This is a genomic window from Nostoc sp. DSM 114159, assembly GCF_053470285.1.
The window spans coordinates 3005609-3024453 of record NZ_JBPFEH010000001.1; the positions used below are offsets into that span (position 1 = coordinate 3005609).

At 43.5% G+C, this 18845-nt stretch carries 15 protein-coding genes; 6 read left to right on the forward strand and 9 right to left on the reverse strand.

Annotated features, from left to right (window positions below; translation table 11 throughout):
• Positions 1 to 448: 448 nt before the first annotated feature.
• A complete protein-coding gene (gene sds, locus ACR5KR_RS12330) occupies positions 449 to 1423 on the reverse strand; it encodes a solanesyl diphosphate synthase (protein ID WP_448266722.1) in 975 nt (324 codons plus the stop codon).
• A gap of 947 nt (positions 1424 to 2370) precedes the next feature.
• Here sds and ACR5KR_RS12335 point away from each other — a divergent pair.
• The gene (locus ACR5KR_RS12335) at positions 2371 to 2568 is read left to right on the forward strand and encodes a hypothetical protein (RefSeq protein WP_448266723.1); all 198 of its coding nucleotides are present in this window, start codon (positions 2371 to 2373) and stop codon (positions 2566 to 2568) included.
• Positions 2569 to 2638: 70 nt separating this feature from the next.
• Here the strand turns inward: ACR5KR_RS12335 and murI are convergent, their stop codons facing one another.
• From murI to ACR5KR_RS12360, 5 genes are all read right to left on the reverse strand, one after another.
• On the reverse strand, positions 2639 to 3505 hold the full coding sequence (gene murI, locus ACR5KR_RS12340) for a glutamate racemase (protein ID WP_448266724.1): 867 nt from the start codon (positions 3503 to 3505) through the stop codon (positions 2639 to 2641).
• Between the two features lie 129 nt (positions 3506 to 3634).
• Positions 3635 to 5548: an N-acetylmuramoyl-L-alanine amidase gene (locus tag ACR5KR_RS12345; protein ID WP_445626284.1), complete on the reverse strand. Its 1914-nt coding sequence runs from the start codon at positions 5546 to 5548 to the stop codon at positions 3635 to 3637.
• 507 nt (positions 5549 to 6055) lie between these two features.
• Positions 6056 to 7933 carry an N-acetylmuramoyl-L-alanine amidase gene (locus ACR5KR_RS12350; protein ID WP_448266725.1) on the reverse strand — a complete coding sequence of 626 codons (1878 nt, stop codon included), beginning with the start codon at positions 7931 to 7933 and terminating at the stop codon, positions 6056 to 6058.
• Between the two features lie 694 nt (positions 7934 to 8627).
• Complete coding sequence (locus ACR5KR_RS12355) at positions 8628 to 10106, reverse strand: cation:proton antiporter (protein ID WP_448266726.1); 1479 nt, start codon at positions 10104 to 10106, stop codon at positions 8628 to 8630.
• Between the two features lie 74 nt (positions 10107 to 10180).
• Positions 10181 to 10369 carry a hypothetical protein gene (locus ACR5KR_RS12360; protein WP_448266727.1) on the reverse strand — a complete coding sequence of 63 codons (189 nt, stop codon included), beginning with the start codon at positions 10367 to 10369 and terminating at the stop codon, positions 10181 to 10183.
• A gap of 62 nt (positions 10370 to 10431) precedes the next feature.
• Between ACR5KR_RS12360 and ACR5KR_RS12365 the strand changes: the two genes are divergently transcribed.
• Positions 10432 to 11175, forward strand: coding sequence for an SIMPL domain-containing protein (locus ACR5KR_RS12365; protein WP_445632125.1), 744 nt, complete (start codon positions 10432 to 10434; stop codon positions 11173 to 11175).
• A 184-nt stretch (positions 11176 to 11359) separates the two neighbouring features.
• Here ACR5KR_RS12365 and ACR5KR_RS12370 read toward each other — a convergent pair whose 3' ends face one another.
• A complete protein-coding gene (locus tag ACR5KR_RS12370; protein WP_069071395.1) occupies positions 11360 to 11722 on the reverse strand; it encodes a single-stranded DNA-binding protein in 363 nt (120 codons plus the stop codon).
• Positions 11723 to 12095: 373 nt separating this feature from the next.
• Here ACR5KR_RS12370 and ACR5KR_RS12375 point away from each other — a divergent pair, with 373 nt between their 5' ends.
• The 4 genes from ACR5KR_RS12375 to ribD all read left to right on the forward strand — a co-directional run bounded on the left by ACR5KR_RS12375 (position 12096) and on the right by ribD (position 16205).
• Positions 12096 to 13103, forward strand: coding sequence for a rod shape-determining protein (locus tag ACR5KR_RS12375; RefSeq protein ID WP_322693626.1), 1008 nt, complete (start codon positions 12096 to 12098; stop codon positions 13101 to 13103).
• Between the two features lie 101 nt (positions 13104 to 13204).
• The gene (gene mreC / locus ACR5KR_RS12380) at positions 13205 to 13999 is read left to right on the forward strand and encodes a rod shape-determining protein MreC (RefSeq protein ID WP_448266728.1); all 795 of its coding nucleotides are present in this window, start codon (positions 13205 to 13207) and stop codon (positions 13997 to 13999) included.
• A 21-nt stretch (positions 14000 to 14020) separates the two neighbouring features.
• On the forward strand, positions 14021 to 14638 hold the full coding sequence (gene mreD, locus ACR5KR_RS12385) for a rod shape-determining protein MreD (RefSeq protein WP_322693628.1): 618 nt from the start codon (positions 14021 to 14023) through the stop codon (positions 14636 to 14638).
• 349 nt (positions 14639 to 14987) lie between these two features.
• Positions 14988 to 16205, forward strand: a complete 1218-nt coding sequence (gene ribD / locus ACR5KR_RS12390; protein WP_448266729.1) for a bifunctional diaminohydroxyphosphoribosylaminopyrimidine deaminase/5-amino-6-(5-phosphoribosylamino)uracil reductase RibD — start codon at positions 14988 to 14990, stop codon at positions 16203 to 16205.
• A gap of 130 nt (positions 16206 to 16335) precedes the next feature.
• Here ribD and ACR5KR_RS12395 read toward each other — a convergent pair whose 3' ends face one another.
• Positions 16336 to 16554 (reverse strand): hypothetical protein, encoded by a 219-nt coding sequence (locus tag ACR5KR_RS12395; RefSeq protein ID WP_322674241.1) that lies wholly within the window; start codon positions 16552 to 16554, stop codon positions 16336 to 16338.
• 367 nt (positions 16555 to 16921) lie between these two features.
• Positions 16922 to 18736, reverse strand: a complete 1815-nt coding sequence (locus tag ACR5KR_RS12400; RefSeq protein WP_448266730.1) for a protein kinase domain-containing protein — start codon at positions 18734 to 18736, stop codon at positions 16922 to 16924.
• Positions 18737 to 18845: the final 109 nt, after the last annotated feature.

Consider the following 18845-nt stretch of genomic DNA (forward strand, 5'->3'; position numbering starts at 1 on the left):
CTTTCCGTTACACCATACGACTGACTCAACTTTTGGTGAAACCTAAAATTGATTAAAAAATAGTTATCAGTGAACATTTTTCCGTTTTTAAGTTTTAGTTTCCTAGTGAAGCAGAGTTTTATACTTAAGAACTTTCACATCAAAAAATATCTCATTCTTGATTGTGAGGTGGCCAGTAACCAAAAGCGGACAAGTCTTTAGAGTGAACGCTCAGTCAAAACTATCCACCCCAGAAGTAGTAGTAATTTATTTTTTAGAAATCCCTAAGAACTTCCAAATCAAAACCCCACTTTCTACTTGCTAAATAAGTGGATTAAATTAAACATAAAGCTACCTTAGTGTGTTAAGGCGTTGCATAACACAACATTTCAGGTTTTCCGTGGGTTACAGAAGCCACAACACACCTACATCTAAATTCCCACTTTCTATCTGAGAACTGAGAACTGATTTAATAGAGGCGACTCAGTGTGTACTCAGCGATGTTAATCAATGCCTGGTGGGATTCTGAGAATGGGAGAACTGCAAGATGTTCAATTGCCAACTTAGCATGATGAGCAGCTAACTCTCGCGCTTGCTGTATACCTTGACTATCTTGAATCAATGCTAGTGCTTGCTCTAAATCTCCTTCTTGAGCAAACTCTCGTTCAATCAGCACTTCCAAGGATGGTTTTTGGGCTAAAGCAAATAAAACCGGTGCAGTCAGATTACCACTTTTGAGATCAGACCCCACTGGTTTACCCAAGGTATCTGTTGTACTGGTGAAATCTAAAATGTCATCAACAATTTGAAATGCTATACCAAAATGACGACCGTAGCTATACAGATGCTCAACAGTTTCTCGCGAGACTTCACTAAGTAACGCAGCAGCTTTAGAACTATTGGCGATTAACGAAGCTGTTTTGTAATAACTCTTCTCAATGTACGTTTCAATAGAGATACCAGCATCAAAACGATTAAGTCCCTGCTGAATCTCCCCAGTAGCCAAATCCATAATGACTTGTGAGAGCAGTTTCACTACCTCCAAATTGTCCAAGTTTGCTAAATACCAGGACGATTGGGCAAAGAGAAAATCTCCTGCTAAGATGGCAATGCGGTTACTGTTAAAGAAACTATGAACAGTGGGAACGCCTCGCCGCACGTCTGATTCATCTACTACATCGTCATGTACCAAACTTGCTGTGTGAATCATTTCTGTAATCTCAGCAAGGCGGCGATGACGCGGTGTAATGTCTTGTTCTAACATTGTTGCCCGCGATATTAGCAGGACAATTGCTGGTCTAATACGCTTTCCCCCAGCTCCGAATAAATATTCGGCTGCTGCAAACAGAATGGGGTGGCGATTTCCAACTAGCTGTTTTAGGTTATCTGCTAGTAATCGCAGGTCTGCTTCCACAGGGGTAAACAGGGAGGTGGCTGGGGTCATGGATGGGCGGACTCTGACTTAGGTTACGAAAGTTTACATATCCTATACTCATTTTAAGATAACCCTGTGCCAGCGCAAAGTTTTCATCAGGTAATCCCGTTTTTATGAGTCTATGGGTGATAATTAAGGTTGTTAAGGTTTTTGTCAATAAGCAATTGTACTTAATTTGTCGTTACTCAAACTTTCAACTAACTTCAAAAATGAATTCTCAGTACACGGAACACAGGTTACATTAAATTGTGTCAAGTAGTTTCTCATCTCACCTTTATTGCCACAGTTCCAAAAATAATTTAGGCAATATTACTTATTGACAAAAATGAAGTAATCCAAATTTGCCGCCAAGAGGCAAGGCTAAATTTCTCTAGATTGAGGTGTAGCTCTCCAAAAAATTTGAAATTTAGCAGCCCAATAAGCTCAAAATTTAGGGTCGTTGTGTTACGCTAAAATATAGGAATTTTAAATTTTGTAAGATATTCGCAGCCTAAAAGTTAAGTCAGCTACTAGTTGATTTTACTTAATTGGGGCTGTGAGTCTAAAATAAATATTCGTCGGTTAGATTAAGGGAATAAATTCTTTAATTTTTCCTACGATATGTAAAACTCTTGGTTTGGAGCTGTGTGATATCCCTATGGGAAGCCGCTACACGTACTTAGCGCACGTAGAGCGCAAGCATTGCTCTTTTGCCAGCAGTTTGAGCAAAAATAAAGCAGATCGAGTAGACCGCTGAGAATCGTAGTTTTAGATTGCTAAACGGCAAGCTAACTGCTGTCGGATCTATGGTTTGCAAGAAATCGCATTAGGTCATAAATTCTTTGTCCGTAGAGGATTTTATCTCTATAGGTAATTTTACCATAGGAAACTACAGTCATCAAGAATGTACTTGCTTGGCTGAGGTTCTACTAATTTTATGAAATTTTATATTCGTTTAGAAGGGTGCTAGTAGAACAATGATTTACGGAAGTATACCTATGATGATTTTTATTTTAGCCTCTGGATATTTGTTCACAGTCTACCTGTTATTAGCACTGGCGAAGCGAACGGGTACAAAGACTGTTCCTACAAGTTTCCCTTCATCTACCGAAGGAAAACACAAGCAGGAGATATCAGTAAGGACAAAGGTGACTCAAGCAGTTAATAGTCAATAGTTAGGAGTTAGAAGTGAGGAGTTATTAATTCAAAACTTCTAACTCCTAACTTCTCACTTTTGAAATAGTTTTATTGGAGTTGGGAAATAGCGATATCGGTGAAAGAAACCTCTTCAACCATTGGGGTATAGCCTAGCCACTGCACTCCTGACTGAGAAAACTGTTGCGGACAACCGCTGACGGCGAAGCGAGTTGGTAATGGTAGATGAGTATTTTTTAAGCCTAGTAAGTCTAGTTCTTGCGCACAAGCTGCCACAACATGAACAGCTGGATCGACCAACTGGACTTGAGAGGGGAGGAGCGATCGCAGTACTGGTGTCAGGTGGGGATAATGGGTACAGCCGTGAACTAGAGTGTCAATTTCCTGCTCTAATAAAGGCTCTAGGTAGCCTCGTGCGACTTGTGCAGTGTAAGGATCGTGAATGCGGTTTTGCTCAATCAATGGCACAAACTCCGGACATCCAACTTGCCAGACTTGGACATCGGGAGCAATTTCAAGAATAGCGTGCTTATAAGCATTACTTTTAGCTGTAGCTGGAGTGGCAATTACACCAATCCGTTTTCCTTGCTGCACCGCAGCTTTTGCACCCGGTAGGATTACTCCCAAAATAGGTATGCTGAATTCTTGACGCACGGTTTCTAGGGCTAGGGCAGAACTGGTGTTGCAAGCCATAATCACCATTTTTACCCCCTGCTGTTGTAGCCAGGTAATAATTTCACGTGTAAATCGTAAAATTTCTGCTTGTGAACGAATTCCGTAAGGAAGTCTAGCTGTATCCCCAAAGTAAACTATTGATTCATTGGGAAGTTGTCGATAAATTTGTCGCAGTACTGTTAGCCCACCCACACCACTATCAAAGATGCCAATTGGGGCACGTTGGGGTTCTCGATTGGAAAAATCGTCAAGATTCCCTTCAAAAATGGAAGATGAATACACAGGCAGATATATTTTTAGGTTTTGAGATTTAAAATACAGAATTTAGCAGACAATCTCCAAATTGACCACTAAATTCTGCGCGTCAAAGAAGTTTAAATACCACCTCTTTAATTAGTAATTTGTACTATATTACCTCTGCTGTAAGTATTTTAGAATGCCACGAGCGATCGCTTCTGCCATCCGATTTTGATATTCAGGTGTTCCCAATCTGGGATTATCCTCGTAACCAGTCATATAGCCTGTTTCTACCAAAATCGAAGGCATGGAGCTTTTCCTCAGAACATAGAATCTCGCTTTGCGGGTTCCCCGGTCTTTAATAGTACCGATGTCCTGGAGAATGGTTTTACGAACTACTTCAGCCAGATTGTAACCACTATCGAAATAATATACTTCTAACCCATTGACATCAGGGCGATTATCAACAGAATTAGCGTGAATGCTGACAAACAAAGTCGCATTAACCCGCTTGGCAATATCTACCCGTCCCTGAAGTTCTACGAAAAAGTCGGCATCCCGCGTTAGTACCGCTTGTACACCATTTTGCTCTAAAATTGCTCCTACCCTTTTCCCAATAGGCAGAATTACATTCTTTTCTAAAAGTCCTCCCAAACCAGGGGCACCTGAGTCTTTTCCACCATGTCCTGGGTCAATAACTACTAGCAATTTCCCTCTGGGAACTGAGGGGCGTGGCTGTGGCTGGGAGATTGGACGGGGATTATCTATGGGATTTGGTAATTGTCCTTGGTCTGGTAATGGCAGAGGAGGTAAAGCAATGGGCGGTGTGATGCTGCTACTACGCCGTAATTCTAAAGCTAAAAGCTGGTCGCCAACTTGGTTGAGTTCCCCAATTTGTACTCCAGCGGCTGGTTGAACCAAGACGGTGACAGTATTGGATTCTTGTGGTTGCAGGCGTACCCGCAAAATTGGGCTATTAGGATTAAAAGTCGGGCCTGTGACTTTGGGGGCTAACTTAGCATTGTTGATAGTGATGCGGAACAGACCAGAGGTTCTATCCCATCCTCCTGTAGCAGACAAAGTTTGGTCGGCTCGAATCAGCAGTTGTGTACCATTATTAGCCAGTTGTACAGACTGAATGCTAGCAGGTGTATTACTTGGTGGTATGGGACGTGGACTTTTACTTCCAGGCAACTGGGCAACTCCACGACTGGGTAGAACCACAAAACCACCAACACTGCTAGTGGTTGCTCGCCAATTTGGACTATTTTCATCTACTTGTAAAGTCAGGCGAACAACAGATGGACTAGTTTGCAGCTGGCTGAACTGGATACGGCTAACACCATAGCGATTAATTGACAAATCTCGCTGCTCTAAACTTGGTGATAGAGTTGCGCCAGTAATATCGATGTTAATTGCCTTTTGATCGTTGCTACGATTTACCTGAATCTGAGGATTACCACCATTGGTACGGACAAAAAAACCATCACCAGTGACTTGTAAGTTCTCAATTTGAGTAACTTTGGCGACAATCATTCTGTTGTTCAGCGATCTGGTGTTCTGTGGATTTACAGAGCCACTTGTCACCACATTATAAATATTCCTTGGGGGGAATGTTGGTGTAGATGTTCTGGGTGAAGTATCAGAGGCTATAGCTTGTTCTGGTTGCCCTTCAGTGTTTCTTGCGGGTACATTGTCGGCTTCTGGCCTAGGTAATTGCACTGTCCAGCGATCGCCAGTTGTACTCACAAATTGCACTCGTTTGGGGTCTAAACTATAACCAGGAGTTAGTTCAACCACTATGCGCGTTGTTTGTTCGTCAAACTGCCCAACACGGATTGAACGAATTGCACCGCCCACCTGTTGGGTTAGCTGCGGACGACCAAATGAGGTTCCTGGTAAATCAATAACTAGACGAGTCGGGTTAAAAATTAATTGTGCTTGGGGTTGAACATCCCCTTGAGTATTAATTTCCAACTTGTTTTGATTGGCATCAAAACGCCAAGATTCAAGTCTCGCGGCCATTGCCGGCGACGATAGCATGAAGATGGTTCCAATAGTACTGGATAGTAACCAGCGTAATTTCACAGTCTTTTCTCCTGATTCACATTTATGGGAGCCGTCAACATCTCAACATATTGGCAATCCTCACACCGTCACCGCGCACACTTGAGTTTTGCGCTGTTATTAAGACACAGCTAATGGCGTAAAATATAGCACGCTCCTCTGATTTTGCCATGCCATTAGCCTATATAAATTTGACTGCCAATTTTAGATTTTAGATTCCCGATTTTAGTTTTCTGCCAGACTAGGGTCTTGCTACACTAACACCTGTTGTAAGTGATACAAATCCAAAATCTAAAATCCTTCGACTGAGCGTAGCCGTATCCTCCAAAGAAGCAAGCTACGCGTAGCATTCCGCAGGACAGTCTAAAATTCAAAATTTGTTGACTTGCAAAGTATCAAATGACAATAACAAAGAAGCTGCTCTTATTCCGCCGCAAGAATACTTAAATTGTTTTACTACTAAATTGGATAAAAATGGTAAAGATTAGATGTACTTACTCAACAATTTAGAAATTTAGACTAAATTACTTATCTTCTCTTTAGATACTGAAGAACGCCACGAGCGATCGCTTCTGCCATTTGATTTTGGTAAGCTGAAGTTCTGAGCCTAGCCATATCCTGTCGACCAGTCATATAACCTGTTTCCACGAGAATGGAAGGCATAGAACTTTTTCTGAGGACATAAAATCTGGCTCGCCGCACTCCCCTGTCTTTGATAGTACTAATACTTTGAAGAATACTACTACGGACAATACGAGCTAGATCCAGTCCGCTGTCGTAATAATAGACTTCCAAGCCATTAACATCGGGACGACTCGCACCTGCGGAATTAGCGTGGATGCTCACAAACACATCAGCATTAGCTCGCTCTGCTAATTGCACCCGTCCCGGAAGAGTAACAAAATAGTCAGAATCCCGCGTCAGAATCACTTGTACACCATGTTGTTGCAAAATCTCACCCAACCTTTTACCAATAGGCAAGATCACATCTTTTTCGCGCGCTCCCCCAATGCCAAGCGCTCCTGAGTCTTTACCACCATGTCCGGGGTCAATAATAACTACCACTCGCCCATTGGTAACTCGGCGTTGTGGTTGTATTAGGGGTCGAGGGTTTGGATTGTTTGGGTCTGGGAATGGCCCGCGGTTCGGTGGTGGTAGCCCAGGTAAAGCAAAGGGTGGTCTTCCAGGAAGGGTGACAACTCGCCGAGAACCTTGGATTGGTACCAAAAGCTGCTCGCCGATTTGCTGGGGTTGCCCAAGTTGCACTCCTCCTGCGGGTTGAACTAAAACAACCACTGTATTGGATGCTTGGGGTTGGAGACGTACCCGAAGAATGGGGCTATTGGGAGCAAAAGTAGGCCCGATAACTCTGGGAGCTAACTTAGCATTGGTAATTGTGACGCGGAAAATACCTAAGGATCTATCCCAGGTTCCCGTAGCAGATAAAGGTTGGTTGCCTCTAATTAGCAGTTGTTTGCCATTATCAGCAAGTTGCACAGACTCAATTGTTGCTGACGAGTTATTGGTAGATGCTCTATTGGGAAAGGAAACGGCTTCTGACTGATTGTCCGAATTATTACTTCCAGGCAATCTGACAACTCGACTAGGTAGAACTATCAAACCACCATCGCTACTATTACTTGCTCGCCAATCTGGGCTATTTTTATCTACCCGCAATGTGAGGCGGACACTAGGAGGTTGGCTTTGCAATGAGGTGAATTCGACGCGGCTAATACCATATTTGTTAACGGGTATATTCCTCTGCTGCATCAGACGTGATGATAAAGATGCACCAGAAATATCAACGAAGATGGTAGCGCGATCGCGGCTACGAATTACCTGAATCGGAGGATTACCACCACTGGTACGAATGAACAACCCATCACCTGTTACCTGTAAGCTCTCAATTTGAGTTGCCCCTCGTGTAGTAGTAGCAACTCTTGAAATATTAGATTGACGTTCGGAGTCTGGGGTAACTACACTGTAAGCACTTCTAGGAGATGAAGCTACTTTTTCGACTTCTGGTTTCGGTAATTGCACCGTCCAGCGATCGCCAGTTGTACCAACAAATTTCACTCGTTTCGGATCTAAACTGTAACCAGGAGTCAATTCGACAACTATGCGTGTTGTATCTGCATCAAACTGTCCAACACGAATTGAGCGAATTCCACCACCCACCTGTTGGGTTAACTGTGGACGACCAAATGTAGTTCCCGGCAAATCAATTACCAACCGAGTTGGGTTGAAAATTAGTTGTGCTTGGGGTTGAACTGCTCCCACAGTATTAATTTCCAGCCTGTTTTGATTGGCATCAAAGCGCCAAGATTCAAGTCTCGCGGCCATTGCTGGCGACGATAGCATGAAGATAGTTCCAATAGTGCTGGCTAGTAACCAATGTAATTTCACAGTCCTTTCTCCTAATTCACATTCATGGGAGCCGTCAATATCTCAACTCATTGGTAAATCATCATCACACTATCACCACCTAAACTTGACTTCTGAATCCCTTGTTTGATTTTTAAACTAGTATTTAGACACACTTAAAATCATCGATCGGGTTTCAAATTAAGTTTAAATCCCCATGCGAAACATTCCACCTTTACAGGTGGAAAACTCTGACTCCCAATAAGGCTACAAAACTGATAATTGATAGCTGTTTACTGATTAGTGTTTGTTCTTTGCTGCCATCGATGCACTGATTAAATAATTCCCATTACTGTCAAACGATCTAGCAAGATTTATGGGTGTTACTCCCCAATTATGTGGAAAATATTCATATAAAGGCTCACAAGCTAGGGGAGACTAGAAATTAAGTAACATTCTGAATGCTGGTAGAAATTATAAACAAATGATTATTCTACAATCACACGGGACGGAGATTTGAGGATAGAAGTTTCCACTGCACAATTGGGAGCAGGGCAGGGGAGCAGGGGGAGATGGGGGAGATGGGGGAGATGAGGGAGATGAGGGGACAAGGAGATAAACAAAACTCCTAACTCCTAACTCTTAACTCCTAACTCCTAACTCCTAACTCAGCACGGGCTAAACGCCCCGCTATCGCTAACAGCACTCCTAACGCCCAATGCCCCATTCCCAATAATTAACGATCGCCAGAATCTGGAGTTACTCCCAAATTGCTGCTGTCATTTGATGCTGGCACCCTCGATTGAGGTGGTTCAATTACTAATGAAGTCCCAGAGGAACCGTCTAAAATTAGTTGCTCTGAATTTCCGTCCACGGTTTTTGGATCTGGAAACACAAATCGTAACAATGGAGGAGCTAAAAAGGTTGTCAAGATAACCATCATAATAATTGCTGCCCCTAATGGTTTCGAGAGAGCGCCACTAGCAGCGCCGACGCCAGCAAACACTAACCCAACCTCGCCTCTAGGAATCATCCCCACACCGATCGCTAAACGGTTGATTTCCGGTTGACCAAACACGCTTAAACCTGTGATTACTTTACCGAGAATGGCTACTACAATCAGGAAAGTTGCCATAATTAGACCTTCTCGATTGTCGGGAATTGCTGGGTTTAACACTCCCAAATCGGTTTTTGCCCCAACAGTCACAAAGAAAATTGGCACTAACATATCGGCAATGGGACAGACTTGCCTTTGCAGTTCTTTACGCTTATCTGTCTCTTCTAAGACTAAACCAGCTGCAAAAGCTCCCAAAATTGCTTCTAAGTGGATGACGGCGGCCAGGTATGCCATAGCAAAGGCGAAAATGAATGCTGGGATAACTAGTCCACCGCGTGTTTTGAGTTGATCGGCGATCGCTACAAAGGACTTATTGAAAACATTGCCTAGTAGGATTGCTCCCAAAATAAAACCAGTGGCGCTGATAATCAAATAAATGACTTTACTGACATCCACCACGCCGTCTTTAGCTAAACTGGCAACTACCGCTAAAACGATGATTCCTAGTACGTCATCAATTACAGCAGCACCCAAAATAATCTGCCCTTCTTTAGAATTGAGTCGCCCCAGTTCTGACAGCACTTTGGAAGTAATACCAATACTAGTAGCAGTCAAAGCCGCCCCTGCAAAAATTGCAGGTACAGCGCTAATACCAAACAAAGTCATCAGTCCCACAGTCCCAGCGGCAAAGGGTACTGCTACCCCCACGACTGCAACGACAGTGGCTTGGATACCAACTGCCATTAAATCTTTTAAATTCGACTCCAAGCCGATTTCAAACAGCAGAATAATCACACCCAATTCTGCCAGAACGGAAACGACCTCGGACTGGGCTGCAAACACCGCTGGAGCAGCTTCAGGCGTTAAACCAGCAGTGGTTTGAAGAAAGGACACAATCAAAGAATTAGAACTGTCTGTGCCGCCTTCTGGAAAGACTAAAAGATGGAAAACAGAGATGCCAACTACCACACCGCCAACGAGTTCGCCTAAAACAGGCGGCAAACCCACTTGGTTTGATAACTCTCCACCAACTTTGCTGGCGAGATAAATAACTACTAAGCTTAGTAGCACTGCTGCTACTACCATTGAACTGTCTGCGGCTTGTGTTGCGCTAGCCAGCAGAGGAAAAGAGAAGTTGATTGGTTCTAACAAATGCATTAGGTTCTCTGAAAATCCTTCTCTTTGATTCTGACGCGTTTCTGAAAAACATCCTATGGTGAAGCAATCCGAATTCAAAAGGAATACAGCGTAAACGTTTCATTTACCCTGTGCAGTACTAGTGTAATTTTTTTAGTTTCAAAAAATGTAACCATTTCCGCTTTTGACGATCGCAGTGTCAAAGTAAGAACATACAAATCGTATTTAGCGATCGCACTTAAGTTGTGAAAAACTTGTGGTGGCTGTTGGCTCTCAACGACCACCAGCAGATTGCTACATACCTTTATTTAAAACATCTGTGGATACTTTGAGGAGTGCAAATATGATGACTAGAGCCGCTTTACCCGGTTCTCAATTTCCGTCTGGAAACTTGTGGAAAATACTGCCTTTAGCAATTCTTGTATGTGCAACTTTTGCACTACCTGCATTCGCACAAGAAAAAGATAAATTGTGGCGAACCCTTAGTGTCAGTGGTCGCGGAGTGGAAACAATTCCGACAACTCTGGCACAAGTCAATTTAGGAGTGGAGATTCAAGGGAAAACAGCTCAAGAGGTACAGCAAGAAGCCGCTCAGAGGTCATCGGCGGTGGTTGCGTTTCTCAAGAGCAAAAATGTTGAAAAATTACAAACTACCGGTATTCGTCTCAATCCGGTTTACAGCTACACCAATAATGTGCAACGGATTACAGGCTATGCTGCCACTAACACTGTAAGTTTTAGTATTCCTGTTGAACAAGCTGGGACATTATTGGATGATGCAGTCAAAGCCGGTGCAACACAAATTAACGGCATTAGTTTTGTTGCGAATGATGAAGCGATCGCCGCGGCTCAAAAGCAAGCATTAAAAGAAGCTACTCAAGACGCGCGACAGCAAGCTGATGCCGTTTTTAGTGCTTTGGGTTTTAAATCCAAAGAAATAGTCAGCATTCAAGTTAATAATGCTAATACGCCTCCACCACCACCAATGTTTTTACGGGCTGAGGCTGCGAAATCAGCTGATGCTTCCACCCCGATTGTTGGTGGTGAACAGCAAGTAGAAGCATCGGTGACGTTGCAAATTAGTTATTAGTCATTTGTCATTTGTCATTTGTCATTTGTCATTTGTCATTTGTCATTTGTCATTAGTCCTTTGTCCTTTGTCATTTGTAAAGGCAAAGGACTAATAATCAATTCCCACTTGCCCTGAGCTTGTCCTGAGCGTAGTCGAAGGGCGGAGCCGTTCGCGTAGCGTCTCGCAGAGAAGGGATGCCCAATTAAAAATGTTCTGAAGACATATCTCCTGTACCGCCTTCTCCATCACGCTTAGAGCCTAATAAATCTAGTTGGTCTACTCTAATAATTGGTGTAGAACGGTTTGCTCCTGTTTGGCGATCGCTCCATGTGTCAAACTTTAAGGAACCTTTGATGCCGATTAAGCTTCCCTTACGCACATAATTACCTGCTACCTCAGCCGTCTTATCCCATAACTCCAGCGTGAACCAGTCAGGTTCATCGCTGTTGCGCGATCGCCTTTTTACCGCGAGTGTCAATCTACACTTCACACTACCAGACTCAAAATACTTTATATCAGGGTCGCCACCTACACGACCCACAAGGGTGACAATATTAATACTCATGTGCGTTACCTTTCAGTACAAACGTACTTAGCAATTTCGACTTTCATCATAGCGAATTGTGAAAGACTTGAAAATAATGTGTTAAACAGTTAACAATATAATTGACTTGAAAATTTATACACATTATTTGGAGAAACACATAAAAATATACGGATATACTAATCTAACCAGAGAATATCAAAAAGTACGCGGCTTGAGACATACTAAATATTTCTGGGAATCATATAAAAATATTGTCTAATTTACTCAACTTAGGATACAAACATAATCGAATCAAGCACGATTAACTCTTACCGTTGTAGTCAAGAAGTATCGCACATAGGGGGCTTACAGACGCGTGGGTATTTTTAGGAACTTTCGCACTTCATGGGATATGGGTATCGACCTTGGTACTGCAAACACCCTGGTTTATGTATCTGGTAAAGGTATTGTACTACAAGAACCTTCTGTAGTTGCTATCGATGTCAACGAAAAGGTGGCACTAGCAGTAGGAGAAGAAGCCAAAAAAATGCTCGGTCGCACGCCGGGGAATGTGATTGCTCTGCGTCCTTTGCGGGATGGTGTAATCGCTGACTTTGATATCGCCGAGCTGATGCTCAAAAGCTTTATTCAGCGTGTAAATGAAGGTAAATCTCTAATCCTACCCCGGATTGTCATTGGTATTCCCAGTGGTGTCACAGGAGTAGAAAGACGAGCGGTGATGGATGCAGCTCACCAAGCAGGAGCCAGAAAAGTCTATTTAATCGATGAACCTGTAGCTGCGGCCATTGGTGCAGGACTACCTGTTGCTGAAGCAACTGGCAACATGATCATCGATATTGGTGGTGGGACAACAGAAGTTGCAGTGCTGAGTCTTCAAGGTACGGTAATCAGCGAATCAGTACGCATTGCTGGAGATGAACTGACTGATGCGATCGTTCAGTATATTAAGAAAGTTCATAATTTAGTCATTGGCGAACGTACTGCCGAGGAAATCAAGATTCGGATGGGTTCTGCCTATCCAACTAATGATGATAATGACGCGATGATGGAAGTTCGAGGCTTACACCTACTTTCTGGTCTACCGCGAACTGTGACAATCAAAGGGCCGGAAATCCGTGAAAGTATGATGGAACCGCTATCAGTAATTATCGAAGCTGTGAAGCGGACACTAGAACGCACACCGCCAGAACTGGCGGCAGACATTATTGACAGAGGTATTATGTTAGCTGGTGGCGGTGCTTTGCTCAAAGGCATAGATACCCTCGTTAGTCATGAAACAGGGATTATTACCCATATTGCTGCCGATCCTTTGAGCTGTGTTGTGCTGGGAACAGGTCGTGTGTTAGAAAACTTTAAACAGTTGGAACGAGTTGTTATCGAAAGCTCTCGCAATATGTAACAAAAAAAATATCAGACTTGAGTTCTATTTGAGTTCTATTTGGGTTCTATATACATAGAATCCAAGTAGAACTTAATTTATATAAGTACATACAGGTATATATGGTGACAATACGGCGTTGGTGGGATCGTAAAGGGTTGCAAATTGGGTTATTAGCTTTAGTAGTTGGTAGTGCTTGGATATTGCGACAGACTCAAGGTGAACTAGTGCTTGAGACATACCAGGCAATTACGCGTCCATTAGAGATGTTGCAGTCAGGGCCAACTCCAGAAGAACGTCTTAGAGACGCCCGGATAATGGAATTGCAAACCCGTATAGTAGATTTGGAAAGTCAAAAGACAAAGTTACAAGATTTATTAGGCTATGTAGAAAAAGAGCCGCTGGCATCGCGACCAATTCCAGCACGGGTGGTAGGACGTAGTGCTGACCAGTGGTGGCAACAAGTGACGCTGAATCGTGGTGCAAATGCGGGGATTCAGGAAGGCTTCGTAGTCAAGGCAGAAGGCGGATTAGTGGGTTTGGTGGAGAGTGTAACTCCCAATACTAGCCGCGTGTTGTTAATCAGTGACCTCAAGAGTCAAGTGGGTGTATCGGTTAGCCGCACAGCAGCTAAAGGCGTTTTACGAGGAGATTCTTCTGCTGAAGCTGTATTGGAGTTTTATGAAAAAGTTCCAAATGTCAAAGTAGGAGATTTAGTTTCCACATCTACTTATAGTCAGAAATTTCCCTCCGGTTTGGCAGTAGGACGAATTAAGTCGCTGGATTTAAAGAAACTCCCGGCATCAGTGGCAAAAATTGAGCTTTTTCCGCCAATCCGCTCTCTCGATTGGGTAGCTGTTTATCCCAAACCAGAAAACCAGGAGTCGGCAAATCAAGTGCCGCAAAAGTCTAAGTAAATTCTTTGAAAAAATAGAAAAATGAAGATTCCTGCATTTGGTGGTAGCAGGCAGAAAAAGCCAAAATCGTCACAGCAAAAATCGAAATTCCGAATTCAGCCGCTGGCTCGTTGGCATCCGGGTATACGTCAGTTGTTTGGTTGGATAGTGACGGCTAGTTCTGTACTGTTATGTTTGCTATTATTGCCAACCCGATTTCCAGGTATGGAATTGTTAGGAATTGGCCCTAACTGGCTGTTAATTTGGGTGGTAGCTTGGAGTGTGAAGCGCACGGTGTTTGCCGGAGCATTAGCTGGTATAGTTCTGGGGCTACTTCAAGATTCGATGACATCACCTAGCCCGACTCATGCCATCAGTTTAGGTATAGTGGGGGCTTTAACTGGTCTGCTCCAGAAACAGCGTTTTATCGAAGAAGATTTTATTTCGATTGCTGTAATTGTCTTTGTTTTAGCAGTTTTGGCAGAAACTATCTTTGGGTTGCAATTAACTTTGCTGGGCAATGAGCGTAAGGTGACAGATATTTGGACATATTATCAGCGCGTCGCTCTGGCCTCTGCCATTCTGAGTAGTCTGTGGGCGCCTGTCGTCTATTATCCGTTGAATCTTTGGTGGCAGCGGATGAAATTATTGGAGCAATAGTAAAGTTAGAAGCGCGATTAACCCTTGTCTGTACAAAAACTAGGAGTAGAGACAAGGGTTAACCCTTGTCTGTACAAGAGTTAGGAGTTAAGAAGGGTTACAGGTGGAGAGTCAAGAAAATTATCTTTTGTACCCTGTAACCTAAATCTTTATGGAATTTGGGCAACCTCTGGCAATATGGATTCAAGCTACAGTGAACTGTAAGTGTGAATATTACAGACTCATGTAAGTTGAGACAGCCAATAATAGCGCCTAGATATTACTGTTTAATTATCAGGAGCAAAGCGCGATTCTCTTGTGGAGAGGCTGCGCGATCGCGTGCAGAATATTTACAGTGTTGCCTAAAATTATGGATAATTCCCCAGTGGTCGCTCAAGCAGATGCATCCTTACCAAATTTCACTCAGGAAAATACATCAATAGTGGAGTCAGCAGCTGGCTCGAATTCACCACCGAAGCCAAAGGTAGGAACTGACTTTGACTCTCGCATGATGCTGCGGTGTTTAGAACTTGCCCGTCGCGCTTTAGGGCGGACTTCGCCAAATCCGCTAGTGGGAGCGGTGATTGTCAAGGATGGCGAAATTGTAGGCGAAGGATTTCATCCTCGCGCAGGTGAGCCTCATGCAGAAGTGTTTGCCTTGAGGGAAGCAGGCGATCGCGCGCGTGGTGCAACAATCTATGTGTCACTCGAACCTTGCAATCACTACGGACGTACTCCCCCTTGTTCGGAAGGATTGATTGAAGCAGGGGTGGCAAAAGTAGTAGTGGGTATGGTTGACCCCAATCCACTGGTGGCTGGAGGTGGCATCGCCCGTTTACGAGCGGCAGGAATTGAAGTATTGGTTGGAGTAGAAGAGGAAGCCTGTCGTCAGCTAAATGAAGCTTTTGTGCATCGCATTCTCTATAAGCGACCTTTGGGAATTTTAAAATATGCCATGACTTTAGATGGCAAAATTGCTACTACCTCTGGTCATAGCGCTTGGGTAACAAGTCAAGAAGCCCGCAGTGAAGTACATCTAGTGCGGGCGGCTTGTGATGCCATAATTGTCGGCGGTAATACAGTCCGACAAGATAATCCTTACTTAACCAGCCATCAGGTGGGGGCACATAATCCCCTACGAGTGGTGATGAGTCGCCATCTTAACTTACCGGCCAGTGCCCATCTGTGGCAAACCGCGGATGCTCCAACTTTGGTGTTGACACAGAAGGGTGCTAACCCCGATTTTCAAAACCTGTTGCTCAACCAGGGTGTGGAGGTGGTGGAATTAGCATCGCTGACACCGGATAAGGCAATGGCGTACTTATATGAACGAGGTTTTTGTAGCGTGCTGTGGGAATGTGGTGGCACTTTAGCTGCTAGTGCGATCGCTCAAGGAGCAGTGCAAAAAGTTTTGGCATTTATTGCCCCAAAGATCATTGGTGGTAGTATTGCTCCCACACCAGTGGGCGATTTAGGTTTTACTACCATGACTGAGGCGTTGTCTTTAGAACGTGTTCGTTGGCGTGTAGTAGGCTCTGACTGCTTAGTAGAAGGTTATTTTTCCCCAAAAGCTAATAGTCAACAGTAATAACGCTTGACGAGCGATCTATTTATCTTGATTTTGCGTTGGCGTAGCTCGCACTTCGACACCTTTCGGCTTCGCGGTAGTTGAGCGCAGTCGAAACTCAAGGCAAGAAGCTCAGTGACCGCCGTAGGCATCATGAACATTGGCGTTCATGGGCAAGATCGCGTATGAGGGCTAGCCGAGATTGAATGTAGTGGCTAAGAAAATCAGTTTCGTTAGAATCTAACAACACTTGCGTTTCGGTTTGTTTTACTAACCACTGTACCAAGCTAGCATCATCCAGTTGTAAGAGGAGCTTGGCTTGGGCGGTTTCAACCACTGACCAAAGCTGACGTATGATTGTAGGAGTCATCAGACCTCGATTGAATAATTTAGCTTTGCTGTCTTCAGATTACACAATTCCGATCGCAATTTACGACATGAATGTAGAAGCTGAGACAAGTATTATTAAAAACTTAATAATGGTATTTATAACTTTATGAAGATTAAGAATTGAAAATCGGAAATAGGGAATGGGAAAAACAGGTTTTTAGGGATTTAGTTGCAAAATCTAGAAAACAAATGCACTAATTCTAAAAATTGGCTTTTTGTGTTTGGGAAGACTGAAATTATTTCGATCGTACCTGAATAAAGTTAGTTTTTGAATCACTATGTTGAATACTAAGTCTGTCTTGGAGGATACAAAAATCTAACTTTTGAGAACAGTGTTTGCCAGAAAGTTAACACTGTTTGGCTGTAGATGGATTTACAAAATCATGTAAATCTGCATCCCAAATGCTGATGTAAATAAAATCACATTGTTGGCGGATAATTTGACCCTTGACTGAGCCATTTTTAAAACTAAAATTATCAGATTGGCGCTGTTGTACCTGTTTGAGTCCCTGCTTAATTTCTTCAGTGGCTTGCCCTGCTAACATTCCATTTAAGGTAGTCTCCATTACTTGTGGATCTACCGATTGAGCAAAAGATACCTCAGTTTGACGCAGCGTTTTAGAATTACGATCGAATAAGTAGCCAAGGTCAATTTTGTTTGGCACTAGTTTGTAAACGACAGCACGAGTCTTGCCCCATGCGCCTCTTAAATCTTGATTTGGCTTGCCGAGGGTAGCTTCTACGTCACTTCTTGATGTACCTGTAGGAAATGCGGGAACGCTTTGGCGAGTGGTAGCTAATTTACTAGGCGAGCGATCGCTGTTTTGTGGTGTGGAACGAACTTCTGGTTTGGGAATTGCGCTTTCCTTATCCTTTGGTTCTGGCTGTGGTGTGGATACTGCTATCGGTGCTGGAGTATCTAAAGTGACAGGCTCTTTGTCTGGCTGTGGTATGGGTACAACTGGAGAATTAGAGGTTGGTCGCCGTTGTGGTGGTGAGCTAGGAATAACTGGAACTGGAGACGTTTGAGAAGAAACGGGCGGTTCGGTAGATGCAGAAGTTGGAAAAGATTCTGGCGATGGCGTGGGATTTGTGCTAATGGTTGTTTCTGGTTGTTGCTGACGAATGATGCTAGGAATTGCTACTGCACCAATCAAGCCGCCTATCAACAAACTACCAACAATCACAGCAGGTTTTTGCCAGTTTCTAGGATTGGAAGACCCTGGAATCGTAGAATTATTTTGTGGAGAATATAATGGCTGAGTTTGCCGAGTCGATGCGGTGGGAGAAAAACTAACTGTAGAAGTATTTGCAGCTAACTCAGGAGGTATATTACTACCAGATTGCAAGGCATATAGCATTTTACTGGCAGTGCTGTAGCGATCGCCAGCATGAGGTTTAATTGCCTGATTGAGTACCGCGGCCAATTGAGAAGAGACGTTACGGGCGTGCTGCTGCCAAAGTATTTCCCCAGTTTTTAGATCGGTTACTAATTCTTGCGGGTGTTTGCCAGTCAGTAGATAAATTGCCGTTAAACCTAAACTGTAGATATCAGTGGCATAAACTGGGCGGCCAACGGCTTGTTCGCTAGGCATATATCCCGGCGTACCAATGACAAGCGATCGCGTGGGGTATCCTGGAGAATTCACCACTGAACGGATTGTTTCCTTGACTGCACCAAAATCAATCAAAACTGGCGCGTTATCAACAGAACGCAGAATAATGTTATCTGGCTTGATATCCCGGTGAATAATGCCTTTACTGTGAACATAATCTAAAACTGAAAGCAGACTCAAAAGAATTTGCCGAACAGCAGTTTCACTCTCAAATCCTTTGGCTTCGACAATTTTTGTCAGGGTTTGACCGTGAATCCATTCTTGGACGAGATAAAATTGTCCATTCTCAGAAAAGTAGGCGTAGAGTTTGGGAATTTGGTAACTACTTTCACCCAAATACTCCAAGGTTGCGGCTTCCCGTTCAAACCGTTGTTGGATAAGTTGGTAGGTTTGCGGGTCATTATTGGTTATCGGTTTTAGTTGCTTGATTACACAGCGGCGGCGAGAAGGCATGTGGACATCTTCTGCTAGAAAGGTTTCGCCAAACCCACCAGCGCCGATTACCTGGATAACTTGATAGCGATTGTTCAGCAGGGTTATTGTCATGAAAAATTATAAGCGTAGACACCCAGTGCAAAGCCGGAGACTTCTTGTCTTCTCCAAACTTGTCGTCAGACATTGCCCTTTCCAAATGTACATCACATAAGCGAAGCTA